Source organism: Nitrospirillum guaranorum (genome assembly GCF_034653275.1).
Taxonomy (GTDB): domain Bacteria; phylum Pseudomonadota; class Alphaproteobacteria; order Azospirillales; family Azospirillaceae; genus Nitrospirillum.
Map to the genome: position 1 here is coordinate 1,079,734 of NZ_JAYEES010000001.1, position 13,596 is coordinate 1,093,329.

Annotated in this window: 11 protein-coding genes; 4 read left to right on the forward strand and 7 right to left on the reverse strand. The window is 69.6% G+C overall.

The features are described from left to right. The gene (locus tag UAJ10_RS04340; RefSeq protein WP_322914134.1) at positions 1–663 is read right to left on the reverse strand and encodes a cytochrome c3 family protein; all 663 of its coding nucleotides are present in this window, start codon (positions 661–663) and stop codon (positions 1–3) included. A gap of 237 nt (positions 664–900) precedes the next feature. Between UAJ10_RS04340 and UAJ10_RS04345 the strand changes: the two genes are divergently transcribed. The 3 genes from UAJ10_RS04345 (at position 901) to UAJ10_RS04355 (ending at position 5,207) form a co-directional block, all read left to right on the forward strand. Continuing rightward, complete coding sequence (locus tag UAJ10_RS04345) at positions 901–1,818, forward strand: DUF6328 family protein (RefSeq protein WP_322914135.1); 918 nt, start codon at positions 901–903, stop codon at positions 1,816–1,818. Positions 1,819–1,877: 59 nt separating this feature from the next. After that, the gene (locus UAJ10_RS04350; RefSeq protein WP_322914136.1) at positions 1,878–2,960 is read left to right on the forward strand and encodes a flavodoxin family protein; all 1,083 of its coding nucleotides are present in this window, start codon (positions 1,878–1,880) and stop codon (positions 2,958–2,960) included. Between the two features lie 174 nt (positions 2,961–3,134). Further along, complete coding sequence (locus UAJ10_RS04355; protein ID WP_322914137.1) at positions 3,135–5,207, forward strand: methyl-accepting chemotaxis protein; 2,073 nt, start codon at positions 3,135–3,137, stop codon at positions 5,205–5,207. On the opposite strand, the gene UAJ10_RS04360 is transcribed toward UAJ10_RS04355, so the two are convergent. Genes UAJ10_RS04360 through UAJ10_RS04370 form a run of 3 tightly spaced genes read right to left on the reverse strand, consistent with a single transcriptional unit; the run spans position 5,194 to position 7,707 of the window. Then, positions 5,194–5,640: a hypothetical protein gene (locus UAJ10_RS04360; RefSeq protein ID WP_322914138.1), complete on the reverse strand. Its 447-nt coding sequence runs from the start codon at positions 5,638–5,640 to the stop codon at positions 5,194–5,196. The genes UAJ10_RS04355 and UAJ10_RS04360 overlap by 14 nt on opposite strands. Before the next feature lie 50 nt (positions 5,641–5,690). After that, positions 5,691–6,308: a response regulator gene (locus tag UAJ10_RS04365; RefSeq protein WP_277906435.1), complete on the reverse strand. Its 618-nt coding sequence runs from the start codon at positions 6,306–6,308 to the stop codon at positions 5,691–5,693. 16 nt (positions 6,309–6,324) lie between these two features. Next, positions 6,325–7,707 (reverse strand): histidine kinase, encoded by a 1,383-nt coding sequence (locus tag UAJ10_RS04370; RefSeq protein ID WP_322914139.1) that lies wholly within the window; start codon positions 7,705–7,707, stop codon positions 6,325–6,327. Positions 7,708–7,932: 225 nt separating this feature from the next. Here UAJ10_RS04370 and UAJ10_RS04375 point away from each other — a divergent pair, with 225 nt between their 5' ends. Continuing rightward, positions 7,933–10,380, forward strand: coding sequence for a TonB-dependent receptor (locus UAJ10_RS04375; protein WP_322914140.1), 2,448 nt, complete (start codon positions 7,933–7,935; stop codon positions 10,378–10,380). Positions 10,381–10,469: 89 nt separating this feature from the next. Here the strand turns inward: UAJ10_RS04375 and UAJ10_RS04380 are convergent, their stop codons facing one another. The 3 genes from UAJ10_RS04380 to UAJ10_RS04390 all read right to left on the reverse strand — a co-directional run bounded on the left by UAJ10_RS04380 (position 10,470) and on the right by UAJ10_RS04390 (position 13,378). Next, positions 10,470–11,471, reverse strand: coding sequence for an Ldh family oxidoreductase (locus UAJ10_RS04380; RefSeq protein ID WP_322914141.1), 1,002 nt, complete (start codon positions 11,469–11,471; stop codon positions 10,470–10,472). An 84-nt stretch (positions 11,472–11,555) separates the two neighbouring features. Then, positions 11,556–12,881, reverse strand: coding sequence for a PQQ-dependent sugar dehydrogenase (locus UAJ10_RS04385; protein WP_322914142.1), 1,326 nt, complete (start codon positions 12,879–12,881; stop codon positions 11,556–11,558). After that, positions 12,878–13,378 carry a DUF2231 domain-containing protein gene (locus UAJ10_RS04390; protein WP_322914143.1) on the reverse strand — a complete coding sequence of 167 codons (501 nt, stop codon included), beginning with the start codon at positions 13,376–13,378 and terminating at the stop codon, positions 12,878–12,880. Before UAJ10_RS04390 ends, UAJ10_RS04385 begins: the two co-directional genes overlap by 4 nt. Positions 13,379–13,596: the final 218 nt, after the last annotated feature.

Consider the following 13,596-nt stretch of genomic DNA (forward strand, 5'->3'; position numbering starts at 1 on the left):
TCACCGGTGGCACAGGGTGCAGTCGGTCATGCGTTCGGGCTTGATCCCGAACAGCGCCGCCTGGTGGGGCCCGTAGTCGGCATGGTCCTTACCATCCCAAGCGCGCCAATCCATGCGCGTCACCTGGTCGGGTGGGCGCAGGTGGGGGGCGGGATCGCGATGACAGTCCAGGCACCAGCGCATCTGGAAGGGCTGGGCCCGCATCATCAAGGGCATCTGGTCCACCCGCCCATGGCAGGTGACACAGGGCACCCCGCGCGCCACATGGATGCTGTGGTTGAAATAGACGTAGTCCGGCAGGCGCGCCACCCGCTGCCAGCGGATGGGCGTGCCGGTGGCCAGGCTTTCGCGCACCGGTGCCAGGGCGGGGGCGCTGGTCCACAGCTGGGAATGGCAGGTCATGCAAGTATGGGTGGCGGGAAACCCCGCGTGCGGCCCCGTCTCCACCGTGGTGTGGCAATAGCGGCAGTCGATGCCGACGTCGCCCACATGGTGCTTGTGGCTGAAGGGCACCGGCTGGTCGCGCACCCAGCCCACGGCGGTGATATAGCTGGATCCGATGGCCCCATCCCACAGCAGGCCCGTGCCCAACACGCACAGCGCCGCCAGCAGCACGCCGGCGCGCAGCCAGGTATCGGCGGATGCCGTGAAGATCTGGGGCATGGGGCGGGGATCCCCCCTTATTCGGGTGTTGGGCTTCGGGACCTGAGCTGAACGAAGGGGAGCTGAACCGAGCCGCCCCCTGAACCGGCGCCCGGCCAGTTTGGTTCCCGGCCTGCGGCGTCCTGTCGCGCCGGCGGCCGGACGAGGCTTTGGCGCGGCAGGAACAAGCACCGCCCTGCGGCGTTCATCCTTCCGTAACAATCACGATGCCCGCCGAAGAACGCCCCGAAGAACGCCATGGACCTGACGCACAAGGTGAAGGCGGGGTTGGATGAGCTCCGCATGCTGACCCTGGGCTGCCAGGTCCTGGTGGGCTTCCAGTTCCAGGCCGTCTTCCAGGAGCTGTTCGCCGGCCTGCCGGACCATGCCAAGGCGGCCAACATCGCGGGCCTGCTGCTGATGATCCTGGCGGTGGGCCTGCTGATGGCGCCGGGCATCCATCACGCCTTGTACGGCGACCACCAGGCGACGCGGGATGTCGCGCGCATGACCAGCCGCATGGCGGACTGGGCCTTGCCGCCCTTCGCCCTGTCGCTGGGATTGGACGTGCTGATCGGCGCCGAACGGATCTACGGCACCATGGCCGGGGTGGTCGCGGGCCTGATGTGCACCGCCCTGGCGCTGGGCGCGTGGTTGGGCTGGGGCCTGCTGGCACGGGCGCATCATGGCCGGAAGGAGCGGGATATGGCCGATTTGCGCGGGGATGAGACCGCCAACGTGTCGCAGAAGATCACCTTCATGATGACGGAGGCACGGACCATCCTGCCCGGCGCCCAGGCCATGCTGGGCTTTCAGCTGGCCGTGGTCCTGACCAAGGCCTTCGCCGGCCTGTCGCCACCGGAAAAGGCCATGCACGCGGCCGCGCTGGGTTGCGTCGCCTTGTCCATCGTCCTGCTGATGGCGCCGGCCGCCTATCACCGCCTGGTCTACGCGGGCGAGGCCAGCCCCCGTTTCCTGACGGTGGCCAGCCGCCTGGTCACGGCCGCGACCTTGCCGCTGGGCGCGGGCATGGCGGCCGACGCCGCCGTCACCATCGGCTTCATCCTGGACTCGGTCCTGGCCGGCGCCGTAGCCGGCGGTGCCGTCCTGCTGGTCCTGGCGCTGCTGTGGTACGCGCATCCGTGGCGCCTGCTGCGCCGCCGGTTGGTGACCTGAGGCAGGAACCGGCCGCCGCCCCCGGCGGTTGTGCGGGTTTCCCCGCTGCGATGGACGCGATGCCGGATCCCACCCACCCCCGCGAAGGCACCCCCAGCCCCGAGTTGGCGGAGGGGGAGTTCCGTCGCCGCTTCCTGGCGCCCTTCCAGGATCCGGCCTTCGACACCCTGGGCGGGGAACTGGACCGCATCGCCGCCGCGGCCTGGGACGCCTACAGCCACCACCGCAAAAGCCCGCGCACCCGCAAGGCAGGCCCTGGCTTCCATGATCCCGGCTATGATCTGTCGACCGACTGGATCGCGGCCCGCGAGGCCATCCGGGCGGCCCAGGTTCAGCATGACGATGCCGCCGGCCCCAGCCGCTTCCTGCTGATCAGCGGCTCATCGCGCAGCGAGCACACCTGCCCGGGGGAGATGTCGAAGTCCCACCGCCTGGTGGAGTTGGCGCGCTCGGTGCTGGAGGGGTGGCCGGACACGGTGGTGGAGGTGCTGGAACTGCATCGCCTGGCCGCGGAGTATGGCCGCCACATCCACCAGTGCAAGGCTTGCTTCTCCACCGCCGCACCGCTCTGCCATTGGCCCTGTTCCTGCTATCCCAACTATTCGCTGGGACAGGCCCAGGACTGGATGAACGAGATTTACCCCATGTGGGTGCGGGCCCATGGCGTGATGATCGTGACGCCGGTCAACTGGTACCAGGTGTCCTCACCGGTCAAGCTGATGATGGACCGCCTGGTCTGCGCCGACGGCGGCAATCCCGATCCCACCCTGACCCAGGGCAAGGACGCGCAGCGGGCCAAGGCGGTGGAACTGGCGGGCTGGGACTATCCCCGCCACCTGGCCGGCCGCCTGTATTCCGTCATCGTCCACGGCGATGTGGAGGGGGCGGAGAATGTGAGGCGCAGCCTGTCGGACTGGCTGCGCTTCATGCGGCTGGTGCCGGCGGGGCCCCAGGCGGAGCTGGACCGCTACATCGGTTACTGGAAGCCCTACGCCACCAACCACCAGGAGTTGGACGCGGACGAGGCGGTGCAGGAAGAGGTGCGCAACGCCGCCCGCGCCCTGGGCCAGGCCGTGACGGCCACGCGCCAGGGCCGGCAGGTGGCCGCCGGTGACGATCAGCGCCCGCCGCGCCAGAAGTAGGCGGCCAAAGGCCGGCGCCGTCGACCCTTAACCGTTTGTTGAAGGGTTTGCGCTCAATCTCACGCTAGGGATTAACCATTACGGCTAGCCATTGCGGGATGGCGGCCGTGGTGCGGGCGCGGTTTCGTCGGGTGCGGGACCGGTCGCCCCAAGGACCGTGAGGGGAGACGTCCGATGACCATACGAAAGTTGATCGCATCATGTCTGGGCGGCGTCGCCATCCTGATGCTGGTGCTGGGCGCCGTCGTGGCGGTGGAGCAATGGCGGGTGGCGGCTGCGGCGGCGGATGCCCAGGGCCTGGCCCGCGTCATGGCCGCGCTGACCCGCATGACGGAGAACCTGGCGGTCGAGCGTGGTCCCACGCTGGTGGCGCTGGGCAGTGCCGATCCGGCGACACTGGTCCCCATGAAAGAGCAGCGCGCCAAGTCCGATGCCGTGCGCAAGGCCCTGGCCGACCTGATGGCCACGGAGGATTTCGATACCAAGGACAGCCTGAAGGCGGTCATGGCCACGCTGGACGGCCGGCTGGCCACCCAGCGCGGCATCGTCGACGCCCTGGTGGTCAAGCCGGTGGCCGACCGTTCGGCGACCGAGGTCGACACTTATGTCAAGGGCATGTTCGCCATCATGGCGGACCTTGGCGCCGAATTGAACGCCACCGGCCGGTCGCTGCTGCAGCGCGCGCCGGAAGCCGGGCACTATGCCAACATCGCCGTGATGGCCTGGTCCTATCGCGACTATGCCGGCCGCCAGTCCTCCATGCTGTTGCAGGCCCTGAACAGCGGCAAGCCCATGAGCCCGCAGGCCACGCGCGACGTGCAGGTCATGCAGGGGCATTTGGATGACCTGGAAGGGCGGCTGGACGGCCAGTTGGCCCTGGCCGGCACGCCCGACGGCCTGGTGAAGGCGGCGGAGGTGGCGCGCCAGGGCTACAAGGGCATCTTCGGCGCCATGCGCGCCAAGGTGCTGGAGGCCAGCGCCGCCGGCACGCCCTATCCCGTCGACGTGACGGAATACCGCAAGACCAGCGTGCCCCAGCTGGCCAGCATCCTGGGCATCCGCGACGCCGCCATCGCCGAGGCGACCCGCCTGGCCGATGAGCAGCACGCCAGCGCCAGCCGGGCCCTGCTGCTGGTCACCCTGCTGCTGCTGGCCGCCGGCGGCGTGCTGGGCGGCATCGTCTGGCTGGTCGGCCACCGTGTCACCGGCCCGCTGTCGGTGTTGACGCAGGTGGTGATGAAGATCGCCGGTGGCGATCATGACCTGGCCGTTCCCCTGACGGAACGCCGCGATGAGATCGGTGAGATGGCGGGCGCCATCTCGACCTTGCGGGTGAATGCCAAGGAGGCCGACATGATGGCCGATCGCCAGCGGGCGGAGGAGGCCGCCAAGGAACAGCGCCGCCTGCGCCTGGAGGCGGCGACGCGGGAATTCGCGACCTCCATCGACCAGGTGGTGGAGGGATTCTCCGGGGCCGAACGCTCGTTGCGCGGGGCGGCGGACAGCCTGACCCTCTCGGCCGGTGACACCATCAGCCTGTCCAACACCGTGGCCGGCGCCGCCGAGGAGACCTCCGCCAATGTGCAGACGGTGGCGGCGGCGGCCGAGGAGCTGAATCAGTCCATCAGCGAGATCGCCCGCCAGATGGTGGGCGCCACCACCACCTCCGAAGCGGCGGTGCGCGAGGCCTCGACCACCAAGCAGTCCATCGACGGGCTGGTCGGCGCCGCCCAGCGCATCGGCGACGTGGTCAAGCTGATCACCGACATCGCCAGTCAGACCAACCTGCTGGCCTTGAACGCCACCATCGAGGCGGCGCGGGCCGGTGAAGCCGGCAAGGGCTTCGCCGTCGTGGCCAGCGAGGTCAAGGCCCTGGCCAACCAGACGGCCAAGGCGACGGAGGAGATCCAGGCCCAGGTGGGCGCCATCCAGGAGGAGACGGCGCGCGCCGCCGCCGCCATCGACGGCATCACCGCCACCATCGCCAGCATGAGCCAGATCACCACCGGCATCGCCTCGGCGGTGGAGGAGCAGGGCGCCGCCACGCGGGAAATCGCCCGCAACGTTCAGCAGGCCAGCGTCGGCACGCAGGAGGTGTCGTCCAACATCACCGGCGTGCGCACCGCCGCCGATGAGACGGGCTCCGCCGCGCGCAGCGTGCTCAGCTCCTCCGACGTGCTGGGCCGCGAGGCCGATACCCTGCGCTCGGTGGTCAGCGGCTTCGTCGCCACCATCAAGGCGGCGTGACGGCGGCATGCGACTGGGAAGGGGAGCCGTCGCCGGACGCGGCGGCCCCCTTCGCGGTCCGCGCCATGAGCAGGGCCGCCGCCAAGCTGAAGCCATAGCCCCAGAGCAGCCAGGCGCCCGCCAGGCGGCTGACGGTATCGTCCGGTCCGTAGACCCGGGGAAACCAGTTCAGGACCAGCCCATCGGCGGCCATGACCACGGCACCCACCAGCCCCACGCCCGCCATCAGCTGTTCCGGTGCCAGCCCCGCCAGCCGCCGGATGAGGTATACCGCGGTCCAGGCGACCGACACGGTGCTGGCGAAGTTCAGCGGATTCCAGAAGGGGTCGGTCAAAAGCTGGGGCAGGCCGCGCAGATAGGCCAGCGCCGACAACCAGAACATGCCCCCCAGCAGAACCAGAATCGCGGCCTGTCGTCCCGTCACCATCCTCATGCCCCTTTCCGTCGCTTGCATCCGGTTCAGGATACGCGCGAACGGGCCGGTCAGCTCACCCCCATTTCAATGGACAGGCGGATCAGGTCGGCGGTGCGGGCCACGCCCAGCTTGGCCTTGATGGCGGTGCAGGTGTTGGCGATGGTCTTGTATCCCACGCCCAGTTCGCTGGCGATTTCCGCCAGCGCCCGGCCCTCGCCCAGCAGGCGCAGGATTTCCAGGTCGCGTTCCGTCAGGCGCTGGGCCGGGTGGCTGGCGGGCATGCCGTGCACCGCCAGTTCCTGCGCGATCTCGTTCTCCACATAGCGGCCGCCCTCGGCCAGGCGGCGGATGGCGGCCAGCAGTTCGTCTGGATCGGCGTTCTTGCTCATATAGCCCTTGGCGCCCGCCGCCAGCGCGCGCGATGCGTACAGCGCCTCGGCATGCATGCTGAACACCAGCACGCAGGCCGTGGGATCCTCGATCAGCAGGCGCTGCAGCAGCTCCAGCCCGCCCACGCCCGGCAGGTTCAGGTCCAGCAGCACGATGTCCGGCCTGTCCTCGCGGTAGCGGGCCAGGGCGTCGCGGCCTGTGGCGGCCTCGGCGATGGCGACGCCGGGCAGGGGGGCCAGCAGGCGGCGCAGGCCGGACCGCACGATGGCGTGGTCGTCGACAAGCAATAGCTTCATGGGGCAGTCGTCCTCATCACGCCGCTTCCGAGGCCGCCAAGGCCGATAGGCCAGCGGCCGAAGGCAGCACGGCGTGCACCCGCACGCCCCCCTCCGGCCGGTTGCCCACCGTCAGGCTGCCGCCCAGGGCCGCCACCCGTTCCGCCATGCCGCGCAGGCCATAGCCCGTGCCGGACGGCGCGCCGGCCGGCAGCCCGTCGCCGTCATCCGCGATGTCGATGGTGACGCCGCTGGCCGAGGACGCCACGCCGACGCTGACGGCCCGGGGCCGGCCGTGGCGGATGGCGTTGCTCAGGCTTTCCTGCACCACGCGGTAGATCGCGGTGTCCCCCGCATCGCCCAGGTGCGGGCCAGGCGCCACGGTGACGGCGATGGCCACGTCCGGCCGGCGTGCGCGCCAGAAGGCGGCCAGGTTCTCCAGCGCCGCCCCCAGGCCCAGGTCGCTCAGACCCGGCGGGCGCAGGCGGGCCAGGATGGCCTTTACCTCCTGCTGCACATGGGCCACCGCCTCGCGGGCGGAGCGGGCCTGGTCGCGCATCACGGCGTCGTCCGCCCGCTCCGCGGCGGCCATCAAGGCGGTGACATCGACATTGATGGCGAAGAGGTAGGGGCCGACCTCGTCATGCAGGTCGCGGGCGAGGTCCGCGCGCTCCTCCTCCTGGATGGTTTGCAACTGCTCGTGCAGGCGGCGGTTGCGCGCCTCCGCCGCCGCCAGGCGCTCGATCATTCGGTTGAAGCCCACGGCCAGGCGGCGCAACTCCGGCGGCCCGGCCTCCGCCACCGGCCGCGCCGTCTCCATGCCGGTTTCCGCCACCTGGGCGAAGGCCTTGGACAGCCGGTCGACGGAGCGCAGGGCCCGGCCCAGCGTCCAATAGACCATGGGCAAGGCCAGCGCGCTGAACAGCAGCATCATGACGGCGTCGTCGCCCAGTTCCCCCCACACCTCCGACACCTCGCCCGACGGATCGGTTTCCAGGCGCAGCCACAGGCCCTGGCCGGAAAAGCCGGGCAGGGGCACCTCGGCGCTCAGTTGCGGCACGTCCAGCGAGTCCACGAACCAGGCGGGGGCCGGATGGTCGGGCACGGCGAGGCGGGAACTGGCCACCACCCCGCCGCCCGGCTGGCGCAGGCTGACCTTCAGGTGGCGGTCGCCGTTGAAGGCGACCACCAGCCGGGTCAGCATGGCGGTGATGTCCTCGTCGCTGCGATCCTGCGGCGCCGGCCTGTTGGCCAGGTGGGCCAGCGCGCTGCCGACCGTGTGCTGGCCCACGGACAAGGCCGCCTCCATCTCCGTGCGCACCGACCGCTCCGCCCGCAGCCAGGCGGCGGCCCCGCCGGTGGCCAGGCTGACCAGCAACAGCAGGGCGATGCTCAGGACCAGGCGGATGCGTAGCGACATGAGGTTGGTTCCCCGTCAGTCCGAAAATGAGGCGGCCCGAAAATGAGGCCGCCCGTCTTCGGGCGGCACCTCCCGACCCTATCTAACAGGCGCCCGGGGGCCGGGTGCAACAACCGCCGTGATATCGGGAATTTTTCCCGGGAAAATCGGGAAGGGGGCCTATGGCCGGGCGAGGGCCTCGGGGCTAGCCTAAGGTCAGCTCCATCCCATCGGTGCGCCCCCATAATGAAAAACATCCCGGCCGGCTTGTTGGCACTGCTCTGCACCGCCTGTTCCACCCTGGGCTTTTCCACCCTGGCCCTTTCCACCCTGGCCGGGGCGGCCGAGCCCGATCCGGCCCCCGATGGCGCCCCGCCGACCTTGAGCGACATCATCGTCATCGGCGTAACCCCCTTGCCCGGCGCCAACGTGGCGCTGGACAAGGTGCCGGCCGCCGCCAGCACCCTGTCGGCGGATGACCTGGCCCGCCTGCATTCCGTCTCCATCCTGGACGGCATGGCGCAGCGGGTGCCGGGGCTGGCCCTGTCCGACACCCAGGGCAACGCCCTGTTCCAGGATGTCCGCTACCACGGCTTCACCGTCTCCCCCCTGCAGGGGACGCCCCAAGGCATCGCCGTCTATCAGAACGGCGTGCGCCTGAACGAGGCCTTCGGCGACACGGTGAACTGGGATCTGGCGCCCGAGGTCGCGATCGACCGCCTGACCTTGGCCACCAACAATCCGGCCTATGGGCTGAACGCGCTGGGCGGGGCGGTGACCCTGGAGATGAAGAACGGCTTCACCTTCCAGGGGGCGAACGCCGAGCTGCTGGGCGGCAGCAACGGCCGGGTCCAGGGCTCCGCCGAGTTCGGCTGGCAGTCGGGCGCCTTCAGCCTGTACCTGGCGGCGGAGGCGGAGAAGGATGACGGCTGGCGCAAGCAGTCGGCTTCCGATGTCGAGCGCTTCTACGCCGATGCCGGTTGGCGCGGCGAGACGGCGGAGGTGCACCTGATCGCCGCCGCCGCGCGCTCCAGCCTAGGCGTCGTCGGCCCCACGCCGCTGGAAATGATCCAGGCGGACGAGACCGCCATCTACACCTGGCCGCAGACCACCAAGAACGACAGCGGCATGCTGGCCCTGAACGGCAGGACCGACATCGCCCCCGGCTGGGCCCTGCAGGGCAATGTCTATGGCCGCCATTTTGGGCAGAAGCATGTGGATGGCAACGACAGCGATTTCGAAAGCTGCAGCCGCCGTTCTTCCTACGGTGGCCAGCTGTGCCTGGAGGATGACGCCTTCGGCACGCCGGCGGGCGGCAAGACCACGGCCTTCCGCAACCAGTTCGTCATCACCGACCTGGCCGGCCATACCTTCCCCTTCGACGGCGACGCCACCTACGGCACCCTGGACCGTAGCGCCACCGACACCACCGCCGTGGGCGGGTCGTTGCAGCTGACCAGCGACCGGCCGCTGATGGGCCTGGGCAACCGCTTCGCCGTCGGCGGCAGCATCGACCACAGCGACATCCGCTTCACCGCCACCAGCACGCTGGGCATCATCAACCCCGACCTGTCGGTGACGACACAAGGCGGCGACGCCGGCGATGTCCCGGGCGCCGGCCTGATCATCCGCACCCTGGGCAACCTGGGCTACGCCCCCGTCTGGCTGTCCGGCACCACCGACTATTACGGCGCCTATGTCACCGATACGCTGGACCTGACGCCGGCCCTGTCGCTGACCGCCGGCCTGCGCCTGAACGTGGCCGACATCAGCACCCGCGACCGGGGCGGGGCGGCGCCTGAGCTGAACGGCGACAACCGCTATACCCACTGGAACCCGCAGGCCGGCCTGACCTACCAGCTGGGCGGCGGGGTCAGCGTCTATGGCGGCTATTCCCAATCCAACCGCGCGCCCACGCCGCTGGAGCTGGACTGCGCCGACCCCTTGCGCCCCTGCCTGCTGGAGAATTCCCTGGTGGCGGATCCGCCGCTGCGCCAAGTGGTGGCCGACACCTATGAAGCCGGCGTCCGCGGCACCCAGGGCGTCCTCTCCGGCCGGCTGGACTGGACCGTGGGCCTGTTCCGCACTGACAGTGACCACGACATCGTGGCCCTGGCCAGCACCATCCAGGGACGCGGCTACTACACCAACGTGCCCGGGACCCGCCGCCAGGGCGTGGACGCCGGCCTGACCTTCGCCGCCGAGCGCTGGCAGGTCTACCTGAACTACAGCTTCGTCGACGCCACCTATCAGTTCGACGGCGTGCTGGCCTCGCCCAACAACCCGCAGGCGGATGACGCCGGCACCATCACCGTGCACAGCGGCGACCGCATTCCCGGCATCCCCCGCCACCAGGTGAAGCTGGGCGGGGACGTGGCGGTGACCGACGCGTGGAGCGTGGGCGGCGCCGTGCAGTACTATGGCAGCCAGTACCTGGTGGGCGACGACGCCAACCAGAATTCCCAGCTGACGCCCTATTGGACCATGGACCTGCGCACGTCCTACCAGATCCTGTCCAACATCCAGCTGATCGGCGGCGTCAACAACCTGTTCGACCGCCGCTATGCCAGTTACGGCACCTATTTCGACACGGCCGGCGCCAGCGACATCCTGGGCCGCACGTTGAGCGACGCCCGCACCCTGACCCTGGGCGCGCCGCGCACCTTCTATGGTGGTGTGAAGGTGTCGTTCTAAGTAATTGAATTTTCAGTTCCCTGTGGGCGACGCGATAAAGCCGCCGGGGAAAGGGGGACCGGTTCCATCCGCTGCCGGTCCCCCTCCTTTTATCCGCCGGACGCCAGGGACTGGAGGTCTTCCAGCAGCGCCGCCGGCACCTCCAGCCCCCGGGCCCGCGCTTGGGCGCGGGCGGTCAGGCGGCGGTCACCGGGCAGGCGCGCGCCGTCCGCGACGATGGCCTGAACCAGCTCCCCCATGCGGCCGGCGAAGTCGGGGCCGCTGAACGCGGCGGGATCGAAGGCGATGATGACCTGGCCCACGGCGGGGCTCGGCCCCTGGTCATCCAGGAAGGAACTGGCCTGCCAGCCGTACCGCCCGCCGGCCAGCGCGCCGCAGAGGATTTCCACCATCAGGGCCAGCGCGGCGCCCTTGGGGCCACCGATGGGCGCCAACGCGCCCTTCAGCGCCGCCGCCGGATCCGTGGTGGGATGGCCATCGGCGTCCACCGCCCAGTCGGCCGGGATGGGGCGCCCGGCCTTCTGCGCCGCCACGATCTTGGACCGGGCGACCAGGGACAGCGCCATGTCGATGACCAGCGGCGCCCGCCCCGCCACCGGTGCTGCGAAGGCCAGCGGGTTGGTGCCGAACAGCGCGCGCCGCCCGCCCGCTGGCGCCATGGCGGCCGGGGTGTTGGACATGACCAGGGCCACCAGGCCCCTGTCCGCCAGCCGCTCCACCACCAGGCCCACTTGGCCGACGTGGTGGGAGGCGTGGATGCCCGCGCCCGCCGTGCCCATCTGACGCGCCAGGGCGGCCAACGCATCCACAGCCATGTCCACGGCGGGATAGGCGAAGCCGCCGGCGGCATCCACCCGCAGGCTGGCGGCGGCAGTCTGGGTCAGGCGCGGCAGGGCCCGGCCGTCGACCTTGCCGGCGCGCACCTGCGCGGCATAGGACGGCACCCGAGCCAGTCCGTGGCCGGTTTGGCCATCAGCCTCGGCCGCCACCAGGGCGCGGGCCACGCTGTCGGCGGCGGCGGGCAGGGTGCCGCAGGCGGCCAACGCCTGGACGGTCAGCATGTGGGCATCGGGGAGGGAGAGAATAGGCATGGGCGGCGGCACGGGCTGGGGAAGGGTGCCCCCAGCTATGCCGCCGCCCGGTCCATTTGTCGCCGCCTAACTGCGGGCCGCGACCTATTGCGCCGTCACCCGCCAGACGGTGTTGCCCACATCGTCGGCGATCAACAGGGCGCCCGTCTTGTCCACCGCCAGGCCCACCGGCCGGCCGTGGGCCTTGCCGTCTTGGTCCAGGAAGCCGGTGACCACGTCCACCGGCTGGCCATTGGGCTGGCCGTTGCTGAATGGTATGAAGATTACCTTGTAGCCATTTGGAATCTTTCGATTCCAACTGCCATGCTCACCCACGAAGGCGCCGCCTTGGTAGCTGCTGGGCAGGCTGCTGCCGGTGTAGAAGACCATGCCCAGCGGGGCGACGTGGGTGCTGAGGGCGTAATCCGGCACGATGGCGCGGGCGACCAGGTCGGGGCGCTGCGGCTTCACCCGCGGGTCGATGTTCTGGCCGTAATAGCTGTAGGGCCAGCCGTAGAAGCCGCCCTCCTTCACCGAGGTCATGTAGTCCGGCACCAAATTGGGGCCCAGTTCGTCGCGTTCGTTCACCACCGTCCAAAGGGCACCGGTCTGCGGCTCCCAACTCAGGCCATTCGGGTTCCGCAGCCCATCGGCGTAGATGCGCCAGCGGCCGGTGGCGCGGTCCACCTCCCAGATGGCGGCGCGATTCTTTTCCGCCTCGATGCCGTTCTCGGTGATGTTGCTGTTGGATCCGACGCCGACATAGAGGCGTGTGCCGTCCTGGCTGGCCACCAGGCTCTTGGTCCAATGATGGTCGATCGGGCCGCCGGGCAGCGGCGTCAGGGTGGTGCCCTCCGCCGTGATCTGGGTGTCGCCCTCGGCGTAGGGGTAGCGGATGATGGCGTCGGTGTCGGCCACATAGAGGTCGTTGCCCACCAGGGCCACGCCGAAGGGGGAATTCAGGTGGTCCAGGAAAACGCTCTGGGAGTCCGGCACGCCATCGCCATCGGCGTCGCGCAACAGGGTGATGCGGTTGCTGTCCTTGGTTTCACCGCCGGACGTGGCCAGCGATTCCACCCAATGCATGATCAGATCCTTGGGCCGCTTGATGGGTTCGCCCTTGGGCGCCACGGATTCCACCACCAGCACGTCACCATTGGGCAGCACGGTGAGGGATCGGGGATGGTGCAGCCCGGTGGCCATGGCCTGGATTTTCAACCCCTGGGCCACGGCTGGCTTCTCTCCATCCTTCCAACCGACCACCTTGGCCACCTTCATCGGCGGCAACAGGTATTGCTGCTGCTTGGGCAGGGTGGGGTTGGCGCCGATCTGGGCGTTGGGGTCGGTGCCCTGGCTGCCGTCGTCGCAGGCGCTGAGGGTGAAGGCGGCCACACCGGCCAAGGCCAGCAGGCGAAGGGTATGCCGCTTCATGGCCGCACCTCCACCACCCGGCGGCGGTAGACCAGCACCGACCAGCCGATCCAGTTGCTGGTCAGCACGACGATCAGCGCCAGGGCCGACAGGATCAGGCCCTGAGGCACGACGGAGGTCCAGGCGTCGCGGCTGTGCACGAAACAATTCAGGGTGGCCAATCCCAGGGCCACCAGGTTTCCCAGCACATGCGGCCAGATGGGCGCCTGGGTCACGACGTAGCGACGCTGCCCCAGGTCCACCAAGCCGGCGACCAGGGCCAGGCAGCCCAAGACCACGCCCGCGAACAGCAACCAGGCGGAAAAGTCCGCCCACATCATTTCCGCCGTGCCCCAGTAGGCGAGGTCGGTGAAGAAGGCGCCGACGAAGCAGACGCTGGGGAAGGGGACCAGCATGGGGTAGAGGGGGTGTCGCACCACCTCGGTGGTCGTGCTTTCGACGGTGGTCAGATGCACCGGCGTCCCCTGGACGGTTGATCGTGTGATGTCGCTGGGCATGGCCGCTCCTCTCCATAATCTTCCCCGCGCCTTCAACCCCTTAGGCGCCGGCGTGGTTCCGACGGGCGCGCGGTGCCCGCTTCGATACACGCGTAAAAAGAGTATGTCTTCCGGATTAGTTGCGGCCGCTTGCCCGTCATTGCCCGCAGAAACGCTCAGATTCACCCCGTTTATTTACTATTAATACGTGCATATCCATAGTGACAAAGCCCGCAGGT

What these genes read in the sequence shown, in the direction of transcription:
- UAJ10_RS04340 (WP_322914134.1), bottom strand. Translation starts at nt 663, where the DNA reads ATGCCCCAGATCTTCACGGCATCCGCCGATACCTGGCTGCGCGCCGGC.
- UAJ10_RS04345 (WP_322914135.1), top strand. Translation starts at nt 901, where the DNA reads ATGGACCTGACGCACAAGGTGAAGGCGGGGTTGGATGAGCTCCGCATG.
- UAJ10_RS04350 (WP_322914136.1), top strand. Translation starts at nt 1,878, where the DNA reads ATGCCGGATCCCACCCACCCCCGCGAAGGCACCCCCAGCCCCGAGTTG.
- UAJ10_RS04355 (WP_322914137.1), top strand. Translation starts at nt 3,135, where the DNA reads ATGACCATACGAAAGTTGATCGCATCATGTCTGGGCGGCGTCGCCATC.
- UAJ10_RS04360 (WP_322914138.1), bottom strand. Translation starts at nt 5,640, where the DNA reads ATGAGGATGGTGACGGGACGACAGGCCGCGATTCTGGTTCTGCTGGGG.
- UAJ10_RS04365 (WP_277906435.1), bottom strand. Translation starts at nt 6,308, where the DNA reads ATGAAGCTATTGCTTGTCGACGACCACGCCATCGTGCGGTCCGGCCTG.
- UAJ10_RS04370 (WP_322914139.1), bottom strand. Translation starts at nt 7,707, where the DNA reads ATGTCGCTACGCATCCGCCTGGTCCTGAGCATCGCCCTGCTGTTGCTG.
- UAJ10_RS04375 (WP_322914140.1), top strand. Translation starts at nt 7,933, where the DNA reads ATGAAAAACATCCCGGCCGGCTTGTTGGCACTGCTCTGCACCGCCTGT.
- UAJ10_RS04380 (WP_322914141.1), bottom strand. Translation starts at nt 11,471, where the DNA reads ATGCCTATTCTCTCCCTCCCCGATGCCCACATGCTGACCGTCCAGGCG.
- UAJ10_RS04385 (WP_322914142.1), bottom strand. Translation starts at nt 12,881, where the DNA reads ATGAAGCGGCATACCCTTCGCCTGCTGGCCTTGGCCGGTGTGGCCGCC.
- UAJ10_RS04390 (WP_322914143.1), bottom strand. Translation starts at nt 13,378, where the DNA reads ATGCCCAGCGACATCACACGATCAACCGTCCAGGGGACGCCGGTGCAT.